Below are 22,347 nucleotides of genomic sequence, written 5' to 3' on the forward strand. Positions count from 1 at the left end.
TCGTCTGCGAGGGGGTGGCTTCAGTCGCGGCGTTCCAGCACCACCAGCGGCGCTCGCTCGCCCTCGGCCTTGCCGGTGATGGGCGCGGGCGGCAGGCTGTCGTCGCCGGGGGCGATGGTGAAGCGGTGCTCCAGCGTCCACCAGCGGCCCTGCACGTCGGCGTCGGGCGCGGGCTCGTTGTCGTGCGGCACGTAGCGGCCCACGAGGGTGCGGGTCACGCCGAACTGCACGTCGGTCTCCAGGTGCGGGTCGTCGTGCGAATACAGCTGCGAGAACTGCGTCTTGAAGCCCGGCTTGTGGATCATGAAGTGGATGTGCGCCGGCCGCAGGTTGTGGCGGCCCTGCGCGCGGATGAGGCCACCCACCGGGCCGTTCACCGGGATGGGATAGCCCGAGGGCTTGACGGTGCGAAAGCGGATGGTGCCCTGCGCGTCGGTGGTGAAGCGGCCGCGCAGGTTCATGTCGGCCTGCTGCGGGTCCTGGTTCTCGTAGTAGCCCTCGCCCGAGGCCTGCCACACGTCCACCTCGGCATCGGCCACCGGGCGGCCTTCGCGGTCCTGCACCCAGGCGGTCACGAAGACCGCATCGCCCGGCGTGGGCGAGCGCACGATGGAGCCGCCCTGCGGCGTGGCCGGCGAGCCCTGGCGCCAGAACGGGCCCATGAGGTTGGCCGTGGTCTCGCGGCGCTCGCCCTCGCCGTTGTTCATGAGGCATACGAGTGCCGACACGCCCAGGGAACCGGCCGCGAGCACCACCTCGTTGTGCGAGGGCGTGGTGAGCTGGCCGGCCTGCGCGATGAGGCCGCACAGGCGCCGGAACTCCGGCTCGGTGAGCTCGGTCTCCCGCACGAAGCCGTGCAGGTGCTTCACCGCCGAGGCGAGCAGCCGGCGCAGGCGCTCGTCGGGCGTGCGCTCCACCTCGGCCAGCACGGCGCGGGTGAGGTCGTCGGGGGATTCGATGATCACGGGGTCTTCCTCACTTCACGTGCAGCCCGCCGTCCACCACCAGCGTGGTGCCGGTGATGAAGGAGCCCTCGTCCGAGGCCAGCCACAGGATGGGGTAGGCGATCTCCATCGGCTCGGCCCAGCGCCCGAGGAGCGACGTGTCCTGCCGCTGGGTTTTCAGGTCCTCCACGCTCCTGCCCGCCGCGCGGGTGCGGTTCACGTGGAAGTCGGTGAGCGTGGAGCCGGGGCAGACCACGTTCACGCGCACGCCGTGGTCGGCTTCCTCGAAGGCCAGCGTGCGGGTCATGGCCAGCATGGCCGACTTGGTGGCGTCGTACAGGGCCATGCCCTTGCGGCCCTTGACCGCGTAGCAGGACGACACGTTCACGATGGCACCGCGGCCCGCGCGCCGCAAGAGCGGCAGCGCCGCGCGGCAGAACTGGGCGTTGCCCAGCATGTTCACGCCGATGACGGCCTGCCACTCCTCGGGCGTGGCCTCGGCGAACGAACTGTAGTTGCGCATGGCGGCGTTGTTCACCAGCACGTCCAGTTGCCCGAAGGCCTGCTCGCAGGCCCTCACCGCCGCGGTGGCGACGCCGGGGTCGGCCACATCGCCGGCCAGCACCTCGATGCGGGCTTCGGGCCGCTCGGCGCGGACGGCCTGCGCCGTACGCTCCAGCGCGGCGGGGTCCAGGTCCACCAGCATCACGGCCGCGCCCTGCTCACAGAAGAGGCGCGTCGTGGCGGCGCCGATGCCGCCGCCGCCGCCCGTGACCAGGGCGACCTTGCCGGCCAGGCGGCCGGCGGGGGTGGCCGCGCTCATACCGAGTACACCGGTTCGTCCTTGTCGTACACCAGGTGCACCTTGGCCCATTCCTGCGGCTTCTGCTCGCGCGGCAGCAGCACCCCGGCGGCGCGCACGTGCTGGGACTGCGCCGACAGCGCGGGTGGCTGCTGGCCCTGCGCGAGGCCGACGGTGGCGTCCCAGAGCATGCGGCGGGCCATCACGATGGCGCGGTCCGAGGGCAGCAGCTTCTCGGCCGAGTGGTCCTGGATGGGACCCATGCTTTCCTGCAGCGAGGCGTCCTGCGCGGCGAAGCCGAAGACGCCGCTGAAGGAGCGCCGCTCCTTCTGCGCCTTGCGGTCGATCAGGTAGTCGTTGTCCTTGTTCTGCACCGGCCGGAAGGTGCCGCCGGGCACGTTGGTGCCGGGCTCGTAGGCGCAGTGCACGCCCTTGCCTTCCTCCAGGTGGCGGCGCTCCTCGGCCGACAGCGGCTTGTCCGGGTGGAAGTTGATGCTCCAGGCCCAGCAGTTCTCGTCGTCGATGGGCACCCACACATGGCCGCCCAGGGCGTGGTCGCCGAAGGGGGGGATCAGGTTGTACCAGGGGAAGATCCACTGCGTGACGCGCCAGTAGAAGGAGTCGGGCTCGCCCATGCGCTTGCCGAAGAGGGTCAGGCCCCCGTCGTGCTTTTCGATCTCGAAGGTGACGTTGCCGTCCTTCTTGATGTACTCGTTGGCCTTGGTGCCCTGGTGGAAGGGGTCGTCGTCCACCTCGAACTTGTGCACGAAGGACACGTGGCTGGTGTCGATGCCGCCTTCCATGGCCTGCAGGAAGTTGCACTCCTGCCAGCGCTTGGAGACGAAGACGTGGCTCTCGGGCAGGTTGGCCCATTCCACGCCGGGGGGCTCGGGCTGCTGGTCGGGCGGGCCCATGTAGGCCCAGAGCATGCCGGCGCGCTCCACGCAGGGATAGGCGGTGATGCCCATCTTGTCGCAGGCCTGCGGTGCCTGCGGCACGTCCACGCACTTGCCATGGATGTCGAACTTCAGGCCGTGGTAGGCGCAGCGCACGCCGCCTTCCTCGTTGCGGCCGAAATAGAGCGAGGCGCCGCGGTGCGAGCAGAACTCGCTGATCAGGCCCGGGCGGCCCTGCGTGTCGCGAAAGGCGAGCAGCTTCTCGCCCAGGATCTTCACGCGCACCTGGGGACCGTCCGGTTCGGCGATCTCGCTGGAAAGGAGGATGGGCACCCAGTAGCGGCGCAACAGGTTTCCGGTGGGCGTGCCGGGGCCCGTGCGCACCAGCGTCTTCATCATGTCGTTCATGGCAGCAGTGTCCGTAGTGCGATTTGCGTGTTCATTCTACGGACATGCCGTGCCGAGGGTCAAGCCGGTGGCGCGGCGCCGCCCAGGGCTTCGGTCAGGCGGTGAGCCTGGGTGCGGAGGTACAGCCCGATCTCGTGCACCCGCTCCTCGGTCAGCCGCACGTCGGGGCCGAACACGCCCAGCGATCCGGCCACCTGCCCCTGCCCGTCAAAGAAAGGCGCCGCCACGGCGTAGGCGCCCTGGATCAGCTCGTTGTGGCCCATGGCGTAACCGCGCTCGCGCGTGAGCGCCATCTGCTCGCGCAGCCACCCCAGGTCGGTGGCCGTGCCGGCAGCCCAGGACTCCAGCTGCCCGGGCGCGAGCGACTGGTGCGCCAGGATGGCCCGGCCGCTGGCACCGCGCACCAGCCGCTCGCTGTAGCCGACCCCGCGCCGGAAGCTCAGGGGCTGCGGGCTGGGCATCTCGGCCAGGCACAGTCGCATCGGCCCGCGCGGCACGAACAGGGCCACCGTCTCCGAGGTGTGGGCCCAGGCCGCCTGCATGACCGGGCGGGCCAGGGCGCTCAGGTCCAGGCTGCTGGTCCACACGTGCGACAGCCGTGCGACGGCCGGCCCCAGGCGGAAGCGCTGCGGCTCGCCCGAGGAAGTCACGAAGCCGCGCTTTTCCAGGGTGTGCAGCAGGCGATAGAGGGTGGGGCGGCTGAGGCCCACGCGCTGCACCAGGTCCGACACCAGCAGCTCGGTGTCGCCGGGGCCGAACGCGGCCAGCAGGTCCAGTGCACGCTCCACCGCGCGCACGCCTTCGGCGGATTTCTCCTGCACCGGGTTTTTCTCTTCAGTTGCTTGTTCCATGGGGAGGGGGGGTGAATGCCCTGGGTTGACACCGTGCCCAGAGCCTGCCAAAAATCGCAAAGCCTGTCCACTCTACGGACAGCTGGCTGGTTCCATCTTGATCCAGCTCAAACCAATCTCAGGAGACTACATGCTCAAACGCGCGTTCCTGCGGCGCCTGGTGCTCGGCGCCGGCGCGGCCGCCTGCGCCCTGTCGCTCACGCCGGCTGCCCTGGCCCAGGGCGACTATCCCAACAAGCCGGTGCGCATCATCGTGAGCTTCGCGCCGGGCGGCCTCACCGACCTGATCGCCCGCGCCATCCAGCCCAAGCTGCAGGAGGGCCTGGGCCAGCCGGTGGTGGTGGAGAACCGGCCCGGCGCCGGCGGCACCGTGGCCGAAGCGCAGCTGGTGCGCGCCGCGCCCGACGGCTACACGCTGCTGCTGAGCGCGGACAGCGTGCCGGCCAACCCGCACCTGGTGCCCAACCTGCCCTACGACGCGCTGAAGGACATGACCCCGGTGGCGCTGCTCACGCGCATTCCGCTGGTCATGCTGGTCAACAACAACGTACCGGCCAAGAACCTCAAGGAGTTCGTCGCCTACGCCAAGGCCAACCCCGGCAAGCTGAGCTTCGCCAGCCCCGGCATCGGCACCAGCAACCACCTGTACTCGGAAGTCTTCAAGGACATGGTGGGCATCGAGATGCCGCACGTCGCCTACAAGGGCGGCGGTCCGGCCATGACCGACCTCTTGGGCGGGCACGTGCAGGCGCTCCTCATCTCCAGCACGCTGGCCGCGCCGCAGGTGGCCGCCGGCAAGGTCAAGGCCCTGGCCGTCACCAGCGACAAGCGCCTGGCCAAGCTGCCCGACGTGCCCACCTTCGCCGAGGCGGGCTACGCCGACTTCAAGCCGCAGCAGTGGAACGGCCTCTTCGTTCCCGCGGGCACGCCCGCGCCGGTGGTCGAACGCATCCGCAGCGAGTTCACCAAGGCCATCCAGTCGCCGGAGGTGCAGACCCGTCTGGCCGAGCTGAACGCCGAGCCGGTGATGAGCTCGCAGGCCGAGTTCGCCAGCATGCTCAAGCGCGAGACCGAGAGCCTGGGCAAGGTGATCAAGGACCGCGGCATCAAGGTGCAGTAAGGCCGAGGCTCCTCGTCACTGGACTTTCAACCCCGCCAGCGCGGGGTCGTCCGGATAGCGCAGGTCCAGCCCCTGAAGCACCTGCCGCAGCAGCCGCGCGATCATGAGGTTGCGGTGGGTCTTGGAGTCGGCCGGCACGACGGTCCACGGCGCCCAGTCCGTGCCCGTCGCGCCGATGGCGCGGGCATAGGCCTGCTGGTAGGCGCCCCACTGGTTGCGCACGTGCAGGTCCTCGGGCTGGAACTTCCAGCGCTTGTCCGGGTTGTCCACGCGCTCCTGCAGCCGCTTGCGCTGCTCCTCGCGCGAGATGTGCAGCATGAACTTCACGATGACCGTGCCCGACTCGCAGAGCATGCGCTCGAAGTCGTTGATGTGGGCGTAGCGCCGCGCGAGCGTCTGCTCGGTCAGGTGGCCGTTGACCAGCGGCACCAGCACGTCCTCGTAGTGGCTTCGGTTGAAGACCACGATCTCGCCGCGACGCGGCGCCTGCGCGTGGATGCGCCAGAGCACGTCGTGCGCACGCTCCTCTTCGCTGGGCGCGCGCCAGCCCACGGTGCGCACGCCCAGCGGGCTCATGCGTCCGAACACTGAACGCAGCGTGCCGTCCTTGCCGCTGGTGTCGGTGCCCTGCAGCACGACCAGGATGGCGTAGCGGCGGTCGGCGAAGAGGCGGTTCTGCAGCTCGTCGAGTTCCAGGGCCAGCGCTTCGACCGCCGCCTTGTCCCGCTGCTTGTCGCCGCTGCCGAAGGGCGTCGCCGCCGGATCGACGGCCGAGAGGTCGAAGGGCGTGCCCGCCGCCGCGTGGCGCAGGCCGCTCAACAGGGGCGTGGTGTCGTCGGCGTCGTACGCGGCCATGTGCATCCTTCAAGTGGGGCGGCTGGTGCACGCGTTGTACCGCGCGCCGCGTCGGCGGTGGGGCCCGGGTTTCAATTCATGCGCAGGATGGTGCGGCACTGCAGGGCCACCAGCGCGGCCAGCGCGCGCACCGGCGGCCCGGGCGGCGTGTCCGAGCGGGTGTAGAGGCTCACCGTCATCAGCGGGAACGGCGGCTCGATCGGAATTTCTTCCAGCAGCGCGCGCACCGACGCTTCGCCGAGCATGGGCCGGCCCACCAGTCCGAGTGCGTCGCTCCCGGCCAGCAGGGCGATCTTGATGGCGTGCGAATCGCACTCCGTGGCCGACGCGGGCAGCGCCAGCCCCGCCGCGCGGAAGGCATGCTCCAGCGCGCCCCCGGCGCCGCGCGGGCGCGTCATGATCCAGTGCGCTTCGCGCAGTTCCTCCAGGCGGCGGGCCTGCCGCAACGGGTGGCCTTTGCGGCCCACCACGGTCAGGCGGAAGCGCGCGAGGTTGCGGACCGTGAAGCCCCGCGTCGACTCGGGTTCGAGCCGCAGGCACACGGCGAAATCGATCGCACCTTCGCGCAGCATCGGCAGCAGGCTCTCCTGCGTGCCTTCCAGCACCCGTACGGCGCTCTCCGGGCTGCGCGCGCGTTGCGCGGCCAGCACGGGCGGCACCAGCCAGGCGCCCACGATGGAGGCCACCCCCATGGTGACGGACTCCCGGGCCCGGCCGGCGAGTTCGTCGATCTCCGCGCGTGCCTTCTGCAGTTCGGCCTGGGCGGCGCGGGCGTGGGCGAGCAGCGCCTTGCCGGCCGGCGTGAGCGCGATGCCGCGGCTGTGACGCTGCACCAGCTGGGTGTCCAGGTCCTGCTCCAGCGCGCGCAGGCTCTTGGTGGCCGACGGCTGGGACACGCCGAGCCGCCGCGCCGCCGCCCGGATGCTGCCGGTCTCGACGATGGCGGTGAAGGTCCTGAGCTGGTTGAGCTGCATCGCGGTGATGCCCTGGGGTTATCGCCGACAAGCCTGGCGCATCTTATGCCGCAGGCGCCCGGGGTGGTTCACTCCACGGCATCGAAACCGCCGTGGAGGAATCCGAGATGAAGCAGCTCAACACGCTGGTGGCCGGCCTGCTGGCCGGCACGCTGGCGCTCGCGCAGGCGCCGGGCGCCGTCGGTCCGCTCACCGTGCTGGTGGGTGGCCCGCCGGGGACTCCGGGCGACACCGTCGCGCGAGCCCTCAGCGAACCGCTGGCCGCGGAACTCGGGCGCCCCGTGGTGGTGGAGAACCGGCCCGGTGCGGCCGGGACGATCGCGATCGCCGCCGTGAGCCGCGCCCCGCGCGACGGCAGCACGCTCGGCGTCTTCGCCTTGCAGGCCGCGGCCGCGCCCAGCCTGCTCAAGAGCGTCGGCTACGACACGGCGGCCCTGCAGCCGGTGCGGCAGCTCTCGCAGGTGAGCAACGTGCTGGTGGTGCGGCACGACCATCCGGCGCGCACGCTGGCCGAGGTGCTCGAGGGGGCACGCGCCGGCGCGCTCACCTACGCTTCGGGTGGCAATGGCACGCCGGCGCACCTGGCCGCCGAGCTGTTCAGGCAGCGCGCCGGCGTGGCGCTGCGGCACGTGCCGTTCAACGGACCGGTCGCCGGCCTGGCGGCGCTGGCCGGCGGCCATGTGGACCTGATGTTCGCCACCGTGCCGGCGGCGCTGCCGCTGCTGCGGGCCGGCAAGGTGCGCGCGCTCGCCACCACGGCGTCGCAGCGCCTGCCGCAGCTGCCCGAGGTGCCGACGCTCGCTGAGTCGGGCATGGCCGAAGCGAGCCTGCGCGACTGGCATGGGCTGGTTGCGCCCATGGGTACGCCCGCGGCCGAGGTGGAGCACCTGGCGGCGGCGGTCGGCCGGGCCCTGGCTCGGCCGGCCGTGCGCGAGCGGCTCGTCGCGGCGGGACTCGAGCCGGTGGCCGACTCGGGACCGGTGCCGTTCAGGCGCTTCGTGGACGCAGAGATGCTGCGCTGGTCCGAGGTGATCCGGCAGGCGGGGATCACGGCGCAGTGAGCGCGGCCTTGTCGCCGAACAGGTCCGCCACCACCCCGCGCAGCCAGCGCTTGGCGGTGTCGTCGTGCAGGCGCTGGTTCTTCGAGGCAAGCGAGCGGACGGTCATTGCGGCGCGTAGCGCCGCAGCATGTCGCAGAAGTACTCCGCCGCCGGCGTGAGCGGCAGGTCGCCGCGCCGCACGAACACGATGGACGGCGCCGCCAGCTTCTCGCGCACCGGGATCACCTGCAGCGCGCCCTGCGTGAGCGGGAACTCGTTCCATTGCTTGGGCAGCATGGCCAGCAGGTCGGTGCTGGCCAGGGCCACCAGCACGGTCATCGCCGAGTGCGCCTGCAGCGTGATGCGTGGCGCGGGCAGCTTGAAGGCGGCGAAGAGGGCGTTCAGGTCTTCGGCCGCGTCGTAGCTGAGGGAGGGGGTGAGCCATTCGGCCTGCGCGAGCGCCTTGAGCGATCGCGCTGTGGCGAGCGGATGGCCCTTTCGCCCCACCACCAAACGCGTATTGTCGAAGAGCCGCTCGGCCACCAGCCCGGGCGCGGGCGGGGCCGGCGTGGCAGCGCCCAGGTAGAAGTCGATGGTGCCGTCGCGCAGGCCGGGCTCGACCGTGGGGTAGAGCCCCTCGATCAGCTTCAGCACCACGCCGGGAAAGCGCTTGCGGAACTGCGTGAGCGCACCGGGCAGCATGCCCACGTGCGGCATGATGGACAGCGCCGCCACCACCGTGCCGCCCGTGCCGCCCCGGGCCTGCTCCACCTCCTCGCGCGCCCGGCGCAACTCGTTCATCGCCGAGCTGGCCCGCTGGAAGAAGAGGCGCCCCAGGGGCGTGAGCAGCATCCCCTTGGCGTCGCGCTCGAAAAGCGTTCCGCCCAGCTCGCGCTCCAGTTCGCGGATGCTGCGCGTGAGCGCCGATTGCGCGATGTCCAGGTGCCGCGCCGCGCCGCGCAGGCTGCCTCGCTCGACGATGGCGACCATGTCGCGCAGTTGGTTGAGCTTCATGCGGGGTGTTCTCTATAAGTGAACGGCCAGTGGATTCTGTCATCTTCCGGAGAACATGCTTCCCGCCTAGAGTGGTCCACCGAACGAACCCCAGGAAGCATCCCCATGACCCAACGCAAGAAAGCCCTCGTCACCGGCGGCGCCACCGGCATCGGCCGCAGCGCCGTGCTCGCCCTCGCGCGCGCCGGCTACGACGTCGCCATCAACTACGGCTCCAGCGCCAAGGCGGCGCAGGAGGTCGCCTCCGAAGTGGAGAAGCTCGGCGGCAAGGCCCTGCTGCTGCAGTGCGACGTGAGCGACGAGCCCGCGGTGCGCCGCATGATGGGCGAGATCGAGGCCGCCTTCGGCCACCTCGACGCGCTCGTGAACAACGCGGGCACCACGGCAAAGTGGAAGGTCAAGGACCTGGAGAGCCTGGACCTGGCCGAGTGGGACCGCACCTTCGCCGTCAACGTGCGGGGCCTCTTCCAGGTCACGCGCGCCGCCGTGCCGCTGCTGAAGAAAGGCACGCAGCCGGCCATCGTCAACACCGCCAGCATCGTGGGCCTGCGCCCCGGGCCGCAGCCTTTGCCCTATGCGGCGAGCAAGGCGGCCGTGGTCAACATGACCAAGACCCTGGCCTGGAACCTGGGCCCCGACATCCGCGTGAACGCCGTCGCCCCCGGCTGGATGGAAGGCGACTGGATGGAGCGCATGCTGGGCGACAAGTACGAGTCGCTCATGGGCGCGCGCGCCAAGGCCACCCCGCTCAAGCGCTGCGTGACGGCCGACGACGTGGCCGAGGCCATGATGGGCCTGATCGAGGGCATGCGCTTCGTCACCGGCGAGATCGTCGTCATCGACGGCGGCTTCACCAGCTCCACCTGAAGGAGGCTCGCATGCTCGAAGGATTCGTTCCCTTCCCGCCGGAGTACGTCGAGCGCTATCGCGCCAGGGGCTACTGGCAGGACAAGTCGCTGGCCCAGGAGTTCGACGCGGTGTTCAAGCGCTTCGCCGACCGCGTGGCCCTGGTCGATGGCGAGCGTGAGTTCACCTATGCCGAACTCGACCGCGTCACCACCAACCTCGCGCTGAACCTGCTGGAGGTCGGCCTGAAGCCCCTGGACCGCGTGGTGCCCACGCTGCCCAACGTGCACGAGTTCGTGGTCCTGTACTTCGCGCTGCAGAAGATCGGGGCCATTCCCATCGCAGCGCTTGTCACGCACCGCTTCGCCGAGATCAGCCAGTTCGTGCAGCTCTCGGGCGCGACCTGCTGCGTCTATCCCAAGACCGCCGGCGACTTCGCCTTCTCGCCCATGATCGAGCGGATGCAGGCCGAGCAGCCTTCGCTCAAGTTCCGGCTGGTGCTGGGCGAGGCGGGACCGGGCGAGCATTCGCTGCGCGAGCTGATCGAGCGCCCGGCGCGCCTGCCGGCCTCCCGCCTGGCGGAGATCCGCATCGACCCCATGGACCCGTGCATCTTCCAGCTCTCGGGTGGCACCACCGGCATCCCGAAGCTGATCCCGCGCACCAACAACGATTACGCCTACAACTCCAAGGTCGCGGCCGACGTGACCGAGATCGACGCCGAGTCGGTGCTGCTGCTGGTGCTGCCCATCGCGCACAACCTGCCGCTCGCCTGCCCGGGCATCCAGGGCTTCATGTTCAAGGGGGCCAAGGTGGTGCTGCATGCGAACACGCGCCCCACCGAGATGTTCGCGCTGATCCAGAAGCACGGGGTCACGCACCTGAAGGTGGTGCCGGCGCTTTTGATCCGCCTCATCAACGACCCCAGCGCCTACGACTTCGAGCTCTCCAGCTTGAAAGTGATCCAGAGCGGCGGCCAGCGCATGCAGCCCGAGGTGCGGGCCCGCACGCGCGCGCTGATCCCGGGGGTGTTCGTGCAGGAGAACTTCGGCATGTCCGAGGGCACGCTGATGTTCGTGCGCGCGAGCGACCCCGAGGAAGTGAAGCTGGAGACCTGCGGCCGCCCGGTCTGCCCGGACGACGAGGTGCTGCTGCTGGACGACGAGGGCCGCGAGGTGCCCGACGGCGAGGTGGGGGAGTTCACCGTGCGCGGGCCCTACACGCTGCGCGGCTACTTCGGCGTTCCCGAGTACAACGCGCGCCAGTTCACGCCCGACGGCTTCTACCGCTCGGGCGACCTGATGCGCAAGCACCCCTCGGGCAACTACGTCGTCGAGGGGCGCAAGAAGGACCTGATCAACCGCGGCGGCGAGAAGATCAGCGCCGAGGAGGTGGAGAACCTGATCCTCATGCACCCGTCCGTGCAGAACGTGGCCTGCGTGCCCATGCCCGATCCGAACATGGGCGAGCGCATGTGCGCCTTCGTCATCCCCAAGGCAGGCCGCACCCTGACCCTGGCCGAGCTGGTGGCTTTCCTGGCCACCAAGGAGATCGCCAAGTTCAAGTTGCCCGAGCGGCTGGAGCTGCTGGCGGATTTTCCCGTCTCCACCTTCGGCAAGGTCTCCAAGAAGGCACTGGGCGAGCTCATCGCCGGCAAGCTGCAGGAAGAAGAGGCGGCGCGGGCGGCGGCTTGAGTGCGGAGTCGTTCGGGTCGGGGCCCTTCGACAGGCTCAGGGCGAACGGGAAGGGGTGGGCTTCTGCCGCCACCAAACCGTTCGGGCCGAGCCTGTCGCCTGCACACCGTTCGGGCTGAGCCTGCCACACCGTTCGGGCTGAGCCTGTCGAAGCCCATCGCCAGCCAACAACCATTGCGAGAAAACACCATGCGAATCATCGACCTTCACTGCTACCCCGGCACCGACACCTGGATCCAATCGCAGGGCCCGTACCCCGGCGAGCTCGCGCGCTACTGGAAGCGCGACTGGGTCGGCAAGACCGAAGACGAGGTGATCCAGGAATTCACTGACGCGGGTGTCGAGGCCTGCCTGGTGGCGCTGGACCTGGAGACCACCGTGGCCGCGCCGCCCTGCACCAACGAGTACGTGCATGCCATGTGGAAGCGCCACCCCGACCGCATCCTGCAGTGCTGGGGCGCGGTGGAGCCGGCCAAGGGCGAGATCGCGATCCGCCAGGTGCGCAAGGCCGTGACCGAGCTGGGCTTCATCGGCTTCCACTTCCATCCCATCATGCAGCACTTCGGCGTGAGCGAGCGCCGCTACTACCCGCTCTTCGAGGAGATCGCCTCGCTGGGGGCGGCGGTGATGATCGACGTGGGCACCACGGGCATGGGCGCCGGCATGCCGGGCGGCAATGGCGCGGTCATCCGCCACGCGCACCCCAAGCACATCGACCAGCTCGCGGCCGACTTCCCGCAGCTGAAGATCATCATGGCCCACCCCGGCTGGCCCTGGGTCGACGAGACCACCGCCGTCGCCCTGCACAAGGGCAACGTGTTCTGGGAGATGTCGGGTTGGGCGCCGAAGCACTTCCCCGGCAACCTCAAGGTGGACATCCGCGGGCGGCTGCAGGACAAGATCATGTTCGGCAGCGACTACCCGAGCCTTCCCTACGAGCGCATCCTGCGCGAGTGGCAGGAGCTGGGCTACAAGGAGGAGGTGATGGAGAAGATCATGCACGGCAACGCCGAGCGGGTCCTGGGCCTGTGACGGGCATGAGCGAGCCCTTCCTCACCGTCGAGCGCCACGGCGCCGTGGCGCTGCTCACGATGAACCGGCCGGCCACGCGCAACGCCTTGAGCGGCGAGGACTGCTTCGCCGATTTCGAGCGCGTGTTCGCCGAGCTGGACGCGGACCTGTCCCTCGGCGCCGCCGTCCTCACCGGCGCCGGCTCGGCCTTCTGCTCGGGCGGGAACGTCGCCGAGATGCGCGATCGCACGGGGATGTTCGCCGGCTCCGCGGAGGACATCGCGGCGAACTACCGCGCGGGCATCCAGCGCATCCCGCGCGCGTTCCAGCGGCTGCGGCTTCCGATCATCGCGGCGGTGAACGGCCCGGCCATCGGCGCGGGCAACGACCTCGCCTGCATGTGCGACATCCGCATCGCGTCCGAGGCGGCGCGCTTCGCCGAGAGCTTCGTGAAGGTCGGCATCGTGCCGGGCGACGGCGGCTGCTGGCTGCTGCCGCGCGTGGTCGGCTTCGCGCGGGCCGCCGAACTCGCGCTCACCGGCGAGACGATCGACGCCGCGGAGGCGCTTCGCATCGGCCTGGTCTCGCGGATCGTTCCGGCCGAGCGCCTGCTGCCGGAATCGATGGCCCTGGCCGGGCGCATCGCGGCCAACCCGCCTCAGGTGCTGCGCTGGACCAAGCAACTGCTGCAGCAGGCCCGCGAGGGCACGCTGGACGAGGCGCTGGACGCGGCCGGCCGCCTGCAGGGCCTGGCGCACCACACGCGCGACCATGCGGAAGCGGTGGCCGCCTTCTTCGACAAGCGCGCGCCGGTATTCGAGGGGCGGTGATGGAAGCCGTCCTGATCGAGGAACGTCCCGCCGAGGGCGTGATCGTCCTGCGCCTGAACCGGCCCGAGGTGCTCAACGCGCTGAACCTCGCGCTGCGCCGCGCCCTGGCCGAGGCCTTCACGCGGGCCGACGCCGACGACTCCGTCAAAGCCGTCGTGCTCGCCGGCGGCGAGCGTGCCTTCTGCGCCGGCGCCGACCTGAACGAGTACGTGGACGCCACGCCCGCCGAGGTCATGGAGCGGCAGATGGACCGGCTCTGGGGCGCCATCGCCGGCTGCCGCAAGCCGGTGATCGCCGCCGTTCGCGGGCATGCGCTCGGCGGCGGCTGCGAGCTGGCCATGCACGCGGACATCATCGTCGCGGGCACGGGCGCACGCTTCGGCCAGCCCGAGGTGAAGATCGGCATCATGCCCGGCGGCGGCGCCACGCAGCGCCTGGTGCAGGCGGTGGGCAAGTTCGCGGCCATGAACATCCTGCTGCGCGGCGAACCCTTCGGCGCGCCGGCGGCGCAGGCCCTGGGCCTGGTCAGCGAGGTGGTGGAGGACGCGCAGGTCGAGCCGCACGCGATCCGCATCGCGGGCGAGCTGGCGCAGCTGCCGGTGCTGTCCCTGCGGCTGATCAAGGAGGCGGTGCTGGAGGGCCTGAGCAGCGGCTTGGAGAGCGGCCTGCGCTTCGAGCGCCGTTCCTTCCAGGCGCTGTTCGCGACCGAGGACAAGACCGAGGGCATGCGGGCGCGGCTGGAGAAAAGGGCGCCGGTGTTCGTGGGGAGGTGAGTCGCGTGGATTCGCCCACAACGCACCGCTCGGGCTGAGCCACGCACCGTTCGGGCTGAGCCTGTCGAAGCCCCTTGTCCCGCGTGCCCTTCGCCATGCCCAGGGCAGGCCTGTCGAAGCACCGCCCAAGCTCAGGATGGCAACGGTGCCCCCGCCTCTCGCCGGTTCACCGCATGGAACACGCCGCGCAGCCACTTGTGCGCGGCGTCCTGCTGCATGCGCCGGTGCCAGAACTGCTGAACGTCCAGCCGCGGGGGCCGAAAGGGCAGCTCGATGGTCTTGAGCGGCACGTGCCGGCCCACCACGGTGGCGATGTCCTCGGGCACCGTGGCGATCAGGTCCGTGCCGGGTAGCAGCGCCAGCAGGCTCATGAAGTGCGACAGCTCCAGCGTCACGTGCCGTCGCCATCCCTTGTCGGCAAGAAACCGGTCCAGCAGGTGCTCGCGTCCATTGGGCAGCACGACGATGTGGCGCGCCTCCAGGAACTGCCGCATCGTGAGCCGCGCGGGCGCGGCCTCGTTCTTCGCGCAGGCGATGCACACATAGCTGGTGCGAAAGAGGTTCTGCTGGAAGAAGCCCGCCTTCTGCAGGTCGGGAAAGAAGCCCACCGCCAGGTCCGCCTCGCCCGATTCCAGCGCCGAGGCCGCGGCCTCGCGCGGACGCGCGATGGCCTTGAGCTGCACCTGCGGCGCTTCCTGCCGCAGCCGGCGCAGCACCCCCGGCAGGAAGCTCACCTCGCCGATGTCGGGCGTGACGATGGTGAAGCTGCGCTGCGCGGTGGCCGGATCGAACGCGGCTGGCGAAAGGATCTCCGTGCTCACCGTCTCGATGACCCGGCGCACCGCCGGCGCGAGCGCCTGCGCGCGCGGCGTGGGCTCCATCTGCGCGCCGGCGCGCACGAAGAGGGGGTCGTCGAACAGCAGGCGCAGCCGGGCGAGGGCGGCGCTGGTGGCCGGCTGGCTCAGGCCCACCGCCTGCGCGGTGCGGTTGACGCTGCGGTGCCGGGCCATGGCGTCCAGGATCACCAGCAGGTTGAGATCGATGCCTCGAATATCCATGGCGTGGATTTTATGTATCCACGTCATCGTCTTTTCAATAGGCGGCCCGCTTCCTACGATGCCCTCCTCACACGCCCTCTGCAGGGCCAGAAACCCAGGAGACAAGCATGCAACGCAGAGACCTCGTCCGCGCCGCCGCACTGGCGCCCCTCGCCCTTTCGCTGCCGTCCTTGCGCGCCCAGGGCGCGTGGCCGCAGCGGCCGGTGAAGTTCATCCTCTCGCAGCCGGCCGGCTCGGGCCCGGACATCCTGGCGCGCTACGTGGGCGAACAGGTCGCGCGCGGCTGGAGCCAGCCGGTGGTGGTGGAGAACAAGCCGGGCGGCCAGAACGTGATCGGCGCGCAGGCGGCGGCGCGCTCGCCGGCGGACGGCTACACCTTCTATTACGCGACCACGGCGGCCATGGTCACCAATGCCTACACCTTCAAGGCGCTGCCCTACGACCCCGTGAAGGACTTCGTGCCGGTGCGCCTGGTGGGCCGCAGCGCGTTCGTGATCGCCGCGGGGCCCGCCTTCCAGGGCACGAGCCTGGCCGACGCGTTCGCGCAGGCCAAGGCGCAGCCGGGCAAGCTCACCATCGCCTCCGAAGGGCCCAAGACCTTCTCCGGCATGCTGGCCGACGCCGTGGCCGGCATGGCGGGCGCGACGTTCAACCACGTGCCCTACACCAAGGCGCCCGACGCCTTGCAGGACGTGCTGGGCGGCCGCGTGGAACTGGTGTGCCTGCCCGAGGCCGCGCTCAAGGCCTACCTGCAGGGCGGCCAGGTGCGGGCCCTGGCGGTGAGCTCGCCGCAGCGCCTGCCGCAGCTGCCCAACGTGCCCGCGCTCGCCGAGACCTTCAAGGGCTTCGAGTACACCGGCTGGAACGCGCTGTTCGCGCCGGCCGGAACGCCCGCCGAGGTGGTCGAGCGCGTCAACCGCGACCTCGAAGCCGCCCTCAAGCAGCCAGAGGTGGCGCAACGCCTGCAGGCGCTCGGCTCCCTGCCCGAGCAGCGCATGACGGTGGCCGAATTCGACGCCTTCATGAAGTCCGAGCGGGAGCGCTGGGGCACGCTGGTCAAGACGCTGAAGATCGAGGCGCAGTAGGAAGCCGCGACCGTGGGCCACGTCCATCACGCCGGCTGCGGCTGCGGCATCGACACCCACGCGCACGTGGTGCCGGAGCACTTCCCCGCCTACCTCGGGTCGGCCATTCCCGCGGACTGGCCCTCCATGGCGCCGGCGGCCCAGGCCTGCCACCGCAACGTGATGATCTCGGGCAAGGTGTACCGCACCGTGTCCGACCGGTGCTGGGACGTGGGCCGGCGCCTGGCCGACTTCGCCGACATGGGCCTGTCGCTCCAGGTGGTCTCGCCCATGCCGGAGCTGCTGTCCTACTGGATGCGGCCGCAGGACGGCCAGCAGCTCGCGCGCTTCCTCAACGAGCAGATCGCCGCCATGGTGGCCGAGTCGGGCGGGGCCCTCGCCGGCCTCGGCGCCGTGCCGCTGCAGGACATGGACCTGGCGATCCGCGAACTGGAATACCTGGTCAAGGGCCTGGGCATGCCCGGCGTGGAACTGGGCAGCAACATCAACGGCACGCCCATCGGCGCGCCTGCGCTCGACCCCTTCTTCGAAGCCTGCGAGGCGCTGGGCGCCTGCGTCTTCGTGCATGCGATCCGCCCCGCGGGCATGGACCGGCTGGTGGGCCCGCCGGCCCTGCAGCAGGTGCTGGGCTACCCCGGCGACGTGGGGCTGGCGGCTGCCTCGTGCATCACCGGCAACCTGCCGCTGCGCCGGCCGGGGCTGCGCATCGCGTTCAGCCACGGCGGCGGCACGCTGGCTTCGCTGCTGCCCCGCCTGCAGCAGGGCTGGCAGGTGTTTCCCGCCTTGCGGGAGGCCGTGCAGGCCGCGCCGGCCGAACAGGCGCGCCGCCTCTTCTACGACACGCTGGTCTTCGACGCGCCGACGCTCAAGCACCTGGCCGCCACCTTCGGCGTCACGCAGCTCCTGATCGGCACCGACTACCCCTTCAACTTCCACGAGCCGCGCCCGCTCGAGCGCATCGCCGCCTGCGGCTTCGACACCGACACCATGCACCGGCTGGTGCGCGGCAACGCCGAGCGCTTCCTCGGCCTGCCTCTTCACGAAACGACGACATGAGTTCACCCTGGATCGCGGCGCTGCGCAGCGTCGCCCTGAACATCCCCGACCTGGCCCGTGCCGAAGCCTTCTACACGCAGGTGTGGAAGCTGGAGGTCGCGCATCGCACCGACGGCGCGATCTACCTGCGCGGCACCGGCGCCGACGACCACCTGCTGGCGCTGCACGCCGCGCCGGTGGATCAGCCCCAGATCCGCAAGGTGACGCTGCGCGCGCGCAGCGCCGATGCCCTGTGGGAGATCGCCGAGGCCGCGCGGCGCGCGGGCGCGCAGGTGCTGCGCGAACCCGGCCCGCTGGCGGAAGACCCGTCCGGCGGCGTGGGCCTCGTGCTGCGCGACCCGCACGGGCGCGTGTTCGAGATCGTGCATGGCGATGCGCAGAGCGAGCCCGCCACGCCGCGCCGCGACCACCCGGTGCGGCTCACGCACGTGGTCCTCAACAGCCACGCCGTGGACGACACGCAGCGCTTCCTCACCGAGGCCCTGGGCTTCCGCCTGGCGGACCGCACGGTGGCCATCGCCTTCATGAACTGCAACAGCGACCATCACACGCTGGCCGTGGGCGTGGCCGACAACGACGCGCTGAACCACATCGCCTTCCTCATGCCCGACGGCGAGTCCGTGATGCGCGGCGGCGGCCGCATGAAGGACGCGGGCTTTCCCATCCAGTGGGGACCGGGCCGCCACGGACCGGGTGACAACCTCTTCAACTACTTCATCGACCCCTTCGGCGTCGTCATCGAGTACACGGCCGAAGTGCAGCAGGTGGACGAGAGCTACGTCACACGCTTTCCCGAGGACTGGAAATGGCCGCCGGGCCGCGTGGACCAGTGGGGCATCTCGCCGCCGCCGGGCGCATCGCTGAAGGAGGCGCAGCGGCGGGTGATGTTCGCGCCTGGGGGACAGGATGCGTGAGAGCGCTGCGAGTGGGCGAAGCCCTTCGACAGGCTCAGGGCGAACGGGATGGGAGGGCGGCACTACCCACACCCTGGCTCTCCCCGCTCCGTCCCACTCCCGCCGTTCGACGCACTCCCGCCGTTCGACCCACCCCCTCCGTTCGGGCTGAGCCTGTCGAAGCCCCTGCCCACCCAGCCACTTCACCAGACACCCTGACCCCACCATGAAACTCACCACTTACCTCCGCGGCACCACCCCGCGCCTCGCCCTCGTCGACGGCGATGACCTCATCGACCTCCACGACGCGCAGCCCGGCGTCCCCGCGGACCTGCGCCAGGCGCTGAAGGCCGGCGTCGACCTGCACGCCGCCGCGCGCCAGGCCCTGGCCGACAAGCCCCGCCGCATCCCGCGCACGAGCGTGAAGCTCGCCCCCCTGGTCCCCGAGCCCGGCAAGATCGTCTGCCTCGGCCTGAACTACTTCGACCACGCCAAGGAAGGCGGCCGCGACAAGCCCGAGTACCCCTGGTTCTTCTTTCGCGCGGCCAGTTCGCTCATCGCGCACGGCGAAGCGGGCCAGGTGCCGCGCGTGTCGGGCAAGTTCGACTACGAGGCCGAGCTCGCGGTCGTCATCGGACAGCGCGTTCCGCGCCACACGAAGCAGGCCCAGGCCCTGCAGTACGTCTTCGGCTACAGCTGCTTCAACGACATGAGCGTGCGCGACTACCAGAAGCGCACGCCGCAGTGGACCATCGGCAAGAACTTCGACGCCACCGGCGCCTTCGGCCCGGTGCTGGTCACGGCCGACGAACTCCCGCCGGGCGCCACGGGCCTGCGCATCCAGGGCCGCCTGAACGGCCAGGTCATGCAGGACGCCGACACCAGCGACATGATCTTCAGCGTCACCGAAACCATCGAGCTGCTGGCCGACGTGCTCACGCTGGAGCCGGGCGACGTGATCGTCATGGGCACGCCGGCCGGCGTGGGCCAGGCGCGCACGCCGCCGGTGTGGATGAAGCCCGGCGACAGCTTCGAGGTGGAGATCGAGCGCGTCGGCCTGCTGTCCAACCCCATCGAGGCGCAGCGCGCATGAGCCCCCCCGTGTACGACGTCGCCATCGTCGGCCTGGGGCCGGCCGGCGTGGTCGCCGCGGGCCTGCTGGGGCAGGCGGGGCTGGCGGTCTACGCCTGCGACCGGCTCCAGGACGTCTACGAGATCCCGCGCGCCATCGCGCTGGACCACGAGATCATGCGTGTGTTCCAGCAGCTGGGCGTGGTGGAGGCGGTGCAGCCCTACTGCGAGCCCTTCACCCCGTCCGAGTACTTCGGCGTGGACGGCCAATTGATCCGCCGCATGACCATGGTGGAGCCGCCCTATCCGCAGGGCTACACGCCCTCGATCGTGTTCACGCAGCCGCCCGTGGAACGTGCGCTGCGCGAGCGCGTGGCGCAGATGCCCAACGTGACCCTGGCGCTCGGCACGGAAGTGCGCAGCCTCGAACAGGACGCCGAGGGCGTCACGCTGCAGGCCGCCGGCCCCGCCGGCGCGAGGACCGTGCGGGCGCGCTACGCCATCGCCTGCGACGGGGGCTCCAGTGGCGTGCGCACGCAGCTGGGCATGCCGCTCGAGGACCTGGATTTCGACGAGCCCTGGCTCGTGGTGGACGTGCTGGTCAACGACAAGGGCCTGGCCAGGCTGCCGCCGGTGAGCGTGCAGTACTGCGAGCCCGATCGGCCCTGCACGCTGGTGATCGGGCCGAAGAACCACCGCCGCTGGGAGATCTCGCTCAAGCCCGGCGAGGACCCGAAGGAGGTCGCCACCGACGAGGCCACCTGGCGCCTGCTCTCGCGTTGGATCACGCCCGAGGACGGCAGGCTGTGGCGCCAGGCGGCGTACCGCTTCCATGCGCTGGTGGCGGAGAAATGGCGCCAGGGCCGCGTGTTTCTTGCGGGTGATGCCGCGCACATGCAGCCGCCCTTCCTCGGCCAGGGCATGTGCCAGGGCGTGCGCGACGTGGCCAACCTGTCGTGGAAGCTCGCTGCGGTGCTGCGCGGGGAGGTGCGCGGCCCGGCGGCCGAGGCGCTCCTGGACAGCTACGGCGCCGAGCGCAAGGCGCACGTGCGCGAGCTGACCAGCCGCATCAAGAACGTGGGCGCCGTGATCTGCGAACGGGACGTCGCACGCGCCCGCGAACGCGACGCCCGCCTGCTCGCCGAGTGCGGCGGCGTGGTGCAGGACACCCCGCGCCAGGACATCCTGCCGCGCCTGGAGCCCGGCCTGCTGTCCGTGCAGGCTCATCCCGCGCGCGGCGCCCTGTTCCCGCAGCCCTGGCTGCAGGCGCAGGGACAGCGCCGCCGCATGGACGAGGTGCTGGGCAACGGCTGGCGCCTGGTCCTCGCCCCCGGCGCGGGCACACCTGCGGCGCTGCCCCTGCGGGGCCTGCGCGTGCTCGCCCTGGACGCCGTTCCCGAAGCCGAGGGCGTCGCCCAGGCCTGGCTGCGACGGCACGAGTGCGTGGCCGCGCTGCTGCGGCCGGACCACTACGTCTTCGGCGTCGCGGCGGGCGCGGCCGACATCGATGCGCTGCTCGAGGAAGCCGCGCAGGCGCTGGGCCACGCGGCGGTGGCGGAGGCGGCATGAACATCACCCTGCACCACGCCCCGGGCGCCTGCTCGCGCACGCCCCTCATCCTGCTGGAGCAGGCCGGGGCCGACTACGCACTGCGCATCGTGCGCCTCGCGTCCGGCGAGAACCACACCGAGGACTTCCGTCGCCTCAACCCGCGCGGCAAGGTGCCGGTGCTGGTGCACGACGGGCGCGTCTTGAGCGAAAACGTGGCCATTGCGGGCTACCTGGCGCGCCTGTTCCCGCAGGCACGGCTCATGCCCGCGGCGCAGGATGCGTGGGAGCAGGCGCAGGCGCTGTCGTGGCTCTCCTGGGTGGCCAGCGGCGTGCACCCGCTGATCTTTCGCGCCCGCATGGCAGGGCGCGTGGTCGAAGGCGAGGGCGCCCAGGCCAGCGTCAAGGCGCGTGCGCTGGAGGCGCTCGGCGAGCAGCTGCGCACCGCCGACAAGCACCTGGCCGAGAACGAATGGCTGGCTGCATCGCACTGGACCGCGCCGGATGCCTACCTCTTCTGGGCCACCGGGCGAGCGGCCGACTCGGGCCTGTCGCTGTCGGACCTGCCGCACCTGCGTGCCCACGCAGAGCGCATGGCGGCCCAGCCTGCCGTGCAGCGGGCCATCGCGCGTGAGAAAAGCGCGCTCGAGACCGGAGCGCCGGCATGAGCGACGCCATCCGGCTGATCGTCCCCTACGTGCAAGGCGGTGGCAGCGACCAGCGCGCGCGCCTCGTGGCCCGCCACCTCGCCACGGTGCTCGGCGAGCCGGTGGAGGTGGTCAACCGCACCGGTGCCATCGTCGGCCACACCGCGATCGCCCAGGCCGCGCCCGACGGGCGCACGCTCGGGCAGATCAGCGGCGAGGTCGGGATGATGCACTGGACCCCGGGCCTGACAACACTGACCCCGGCCGACTACACGCCGCTGGCGGTGCCCTTCGTGGAAGCGGCCGCCGTCATCGTGCGGCAGGACGCGCCCTGGGCGACGCTGGCCGAGTTCGTCGAGCATTGCCGCACGCACGGCATCCGTGGCTCGGGCGGCCCCCACTTCGGCGTCTGGAAGTTCGCACTCGCGGGCCTGCTCGACCGGCTCGGGGTGGACCTGGCGCGGCTCGACTGGGTGGAGACCTACAGCGGCGAGCAGGGCCTGGCCAAGGTGCTGGACGGGCACGCCGAGGTCGCGCCCATCACGCTGACCGATGCGCGCGGGCCGCTGCAGGCCGGCCAGGCGCGCGCGCTGGCGAACCTGGACACGCGCCGACACGCCCGCTTCGCCGACGTGCCGACCGCGCGCGAGGCGCTGGCGGTGGACTGGGCCGTGGGCCACTGGCGCGGCATCGTCGCGCCGGCCGGCCTGCCGCCCGAGATCACCCGGCACTACGTGCAGGCGCTGCAGCAGGTCGCCGCCGACTCCGCCTTCCAGGAGGCGGCGCGCGCGTCGTCCTTCACGCTGGACTGGCGCTTCGGCGACGACTTCGCCCGCTACATGGACGAGGACGACGCGATGTTCGGCCGCGTGATCCGCGCCCTCGGCCCGCGCGCGGGCAGCGCCTCGTCCCTGCACTGACGCTTCTTCAC

Annotated in this window: 22 protein-coding genes; 14 read left to right on the top strand and 8 right to left on the bottom strand. The window is 71.0% G+C overall.

The window, feature by feature from the left end:
* Positions 1 to 20: 20 nt before the first annotated feature.
* From EZ242_RS07700 to EZ242_RS07715, 4 genes are read right to left on the bottom strand one after another with little or no spacing between them, the layout of a single operon-like run.
* A complete protein-coding gene (locus EZ242_RS07700) occupies positions 21 to 965 on the bottom strand; it encodes a dioxygenase family protein (protein WP_135284555.1) in 945 nt (314 codons plus the stop codon).
* A gap of 10 nt (positions 966 to 975) precedes the next feature.
* Positions 976 to 1,767: an SDR family NAD(P)-dependent oxidoreductase gene (locus tag EZ242_RS07705; RefSeq protein WP_135284556.1), complete on the bottom strand. Its 792-nt coding sequence runs from the start codon at positions 1,765 to 1,767 to the stop codon at positions 976 to 978.
* Positions 1,764 to 3,050, bottom strand: coding sequence for a Rieske 2Fe-2S domain-containing protein (locus tag EZ242_RS07710; protein ID WP_135284557.1), 1,287 nt, complete (start codon positions 3,048 to 3,050; stop codon positions 1,764 to 1,766). The genes EZ242_RS07705 and EZ242_RS07710 overlap by 4 nt, the downstream gene beginning before the upstream one ends.
* Positions 3,051 to 3,109: 59 nt before the next feature.
* Positions 3,110 to 3,901: an IclR family transcriptional regulator gene (locus tag EZ242_RS07715; protein ID WP_135284558.1), complete on the bottom strand. Its 792-nt coding sequence runs from the start codon at positions 3,899 to 3,901 to the stop codon at positions 3,110 to 3,112.
* A 130-nt stretch (positions 3,902 to 4,031) separates the two neighbouring features.
* Here EZ242_RS07715 and EZ242_RS07720 point away from each other — a divergent pair, with 130 nt between their 5' ends.
* Complete coding sequence (locus EZ242_RS07720) at positions 4,032 to 5,021, top strand: Bug family tripartite tricarboxylate transporter substrate binding protein (RefSeq protein ID WP_167784689.1); 990 nt, start codon at positions 4,032 to 4,034, stop codon at positions 5,019 to 5,021.
* A gap of 15 nt (positions 5,022 to 5,036) precedes the next feature.
* Here the strand turns inward: EZ242_RS07720 and EZ242_RS07725 are convergent, their stop codons facing one another.
* Together EZ242_RS07725 and EZ242_RS07730 are read right to left on the bottom strand one after the other, a co-directional pair.
* The gene (locus EZ242_RS07725) at positions 5,037 to 5,876 is read right to left on the bottom strand and encodes a PPK2 family polyphosphate kinase (RefSeq protein WP_240787022.1); all 840 of its coding nucleotides are present in this window, start codon (positions 5,874 to 5,876) and stop codon (positions 5,037 to 5,039) included.
* Positions 5,877 to 5,947: 71 nt separating this feature from the next.
* Positions 5,948 to 6,850 (bottom strand): LysR family transcriptional regulator, encoded by a 903-nt coding sequence (locus EZ242_RS07730; RefSeq protein WP_135284561.1) that lies wholly within the window; start codon positions 6,848 to 6,850, stop codon positions 5,948 to 5,950.
* A 107-nt stretch (positions 6,851 to 6,957) separates the two neighbouring features.
* On the opposite strand from EZ242_RS07730, the gene EZ242_RS07735 reads away from it, so the two are divergent.
* Positions 6,958 to 7,911, top strand: a complete 954-nt coding sequence (locus tag EZ242_RS07735; RefSeq protein ID WP_135284562.1) for a Bug family tripartite tricarboxylate transporter substrate binding protein — start codon at positions 6,958 to 6,960, stop codon at positions 7,909 to 7,911.
* A gap of 102 nt (positions 7,912 to 8,013) precedes the next feature.
* Here EZ242_RS07735 and EZ242_RS07740 read toward each other — a convergent pair whose 3' ends face one another.
* On the bottom strand, positions 8,014 to 8,904 hold the full coding sequence (locus EZ242_RS07740) for a LysR substrate-binding domain-containing protein (protein WP_135284563.1): 891 nt from the start codon (positions 8,902 to 8,904) through the stop codon (positions 8,014 to 8,016).
* A 105-nt stretch (positions 8,905 to 9,009) separates the two neighbouring features.
* Between EZ242_RS07740 and EZ242_RS07745 the strand changes: the two genes are divergently transcribed.
* From EZ242_RS07745 to EZ242_RS07765, 5 genes are all read left to right on the top strand, one after another.
* Positions 9,010 to 9,771, top strand: coding sequence for an SDR family NAD(P)-dependent oxidoreductase (locus EZ242_RS07745; RefSeq protein ID WP_135284564.1), 762 nt, complete (start codon positions 9,010 to 9,012; stop codon positions 9,769 to 9,771).
* A gap of 11 nt (positions 9,772 to 9,782) precedes the next feature.
* Positions 9,783 to 11,444 (top strand): (2,3-dihydroxybenzoyl)adenylate synthase, encoded by a 1,662-nt coding sequence (locus tag EZ242_RS07750; RefSeq protein ID WP_135284565.1) that lies wholly within the window; start codon positions 9,783 to 9,785, stop codon positions 11,442 to 11,444.
* A 189-nt stretch (positions 11,445 to 11,633) separates the two neighbouring features.
* Entirely contained in the window at positions 11,634 to 12,476 is an 843-nt protein-coding gene (locus tag EZ242_RS07755) for an amidohydrolase family protein (protein WP_135284566.1), read from the top strand.
* 5 nt (positions 12,477 to 12,481) lie between these two features.
* Positions 12,482 to 13,285, top strand: a complete 804-nt coding sequence (locus EZ242_RS07760) for a crotonase/enoyl-CoA hydratase family protein (protein WP_135284567.1) — start codon at positions 12,482 to 12,484, stop codon at positions 13,283 to 13,285.
* Entirely contained in the window at positions 13,285 to 14,058 is a 774-nt protein-coding gene (locus EZ242_RS07765; RefSeq protein WP_135284568.1) for an enoyl-CoA hydratase-related protein, read from the top strand. Before EZ242_RS07760 ends, EZ242_RS07765 begins: the two co-directional genes overlap by 1 nt.
* A gap of 131 nt (positions 14,059 to 14,189) precedes the next feature.
* On the opposite strand, the gene EZ242_RS07770 is transcribed toward EZ242_RS07765, so the two are convergent.
* The gene (locus tag EZ242_RS07770) at positions 14,190 to 15,116 is read right to left on the bottom strand and encodes a LysR family transcriptional regulator (RefSeq protein ID WP_135284569.1); all 927 of its coding nucleotides are present in this window, start codon (positions 15,114 to 15,116) and stop codon (positions 14,190 to 14,192) included.
* A 107-nt stretch (positions 15,117 to 15,223) separates the two neighbouring features.
* Here EZ242_RS07770 and EZ242_RS07775 point away from each other — a divergent pair, with 107 nt between their 5' ends.
* From EZ242_RS07775 to EZ242_RS07805, 7 genes are all read left to right on the top strand, one after another.
* The gene (locus EZ242_RS07775; protein ID WP_135284570.1) at positions 15,224 to 16,201 is read left to right on the top strand and encodes a Bug family tripartite tricarboxylate transporter substrate binding protein; all 978 of its coding nucleotides are present in this window, start codon (positions 15,224 to 15,226) and stop codon (positions 16,199 to 16,201) included.
* A 12-nt stretch (positions 16,202 to 16,213) separates the two neighbouring features.
* Positions 16,214 to 17,257: an amidohydrolase family protein gene (locus tag EZ242_RS07780; protein WP_135284571.1), complete on the top strand. Its 1,044-nt coding sequence runs from the start codon at positions 16,214 to 16,216 to the stop codon at positions 17,255 to 17,257.
* Positions 17,254 to 18,171, top strand: coding sequence for a VOC family protein (locus EZ242_RS07785; RefSeq protein ID WP_135284572.1), 918 nt, complete (start codon positions 17,254 to 17,256; stop codon positions 18,169 to 18,171). Before EZ242_RS07780 ends, EZ242_RS07785 begins: the two co-directional genes overlap by 4 nt.
* A 205-nt stretch (positions 18,172 to 18,376) precedes the next feature.
* Complete coding sequence (locus EZ242_RS07790; protein ID WP_135284573.1) at positions 18,377 to 19,243, top strand: fumarylacetoacetate hydrolase family protein; 867 nt, start codon at positions 18,377 to 18,379, stop codon at positions 19,241 to 19,243.
* Positions 19,240 to 20,790, top strand: coding sequence for a bifunctional 3-(3-hydroxy-phenyl)propionate/3-hydroxycinnamic acid hydroxylase (locus tag EZ242_RS07795; RefSeq protein ID WP_135284574.1), 1,551 nt, complete (start codon positions 19,240 to 19,242; stop codon positions 20,788 to 20,790). The genes EZ242_RS07790 and EZ242_RS07795 overlap by 4 nt, the downstream gene beginning before the upstream one ends.
* Positions 20,787 to 21,437, top strand: a complete 651-nt coding sequence (locus EZ242_RS07800) for a glutathione S-transferase family protein (RefSeq protein WP_135284575.1) — start codon at positions 20,787 to 20,789, stop codon at positions 21,435 to 21,437. The genes EZ242_RS07795 and EZ242_RS07800 overlap by 4 nt, the downstream gene beginning before the upstream one ends.
* Positions 21,434 to 22,336 carry a tripartite tricarboxylate transporter substrate binding protein gene (locus tag EZ242_RS07805; protein WP_135284576.1) on the top strand — a complete coding sequence of 301 codons (903 nt, stop codon included), beginning with the start codon at positions 21,434 to 21,436 and terminating at the stop codon, positions 22,334 to 22,336. Before EZ242_RS07800 ends, EZ242_RS07805 begins: the two co-directional genes overlap by 4 nt.
* Positions 22,337 to 22,347 lie beyond the last annotated feature (11 nt).

It is taken from the genome of Ramlibacter rhizophilus (assembly GCF_004681965.1).
GTDB lineage: Bacteria > Pseudomonadota > Gammaproteobacteria > Burkholderiales > Burkholderiaceae_C > Ramlibacter > Ramlibacter rhizophilus.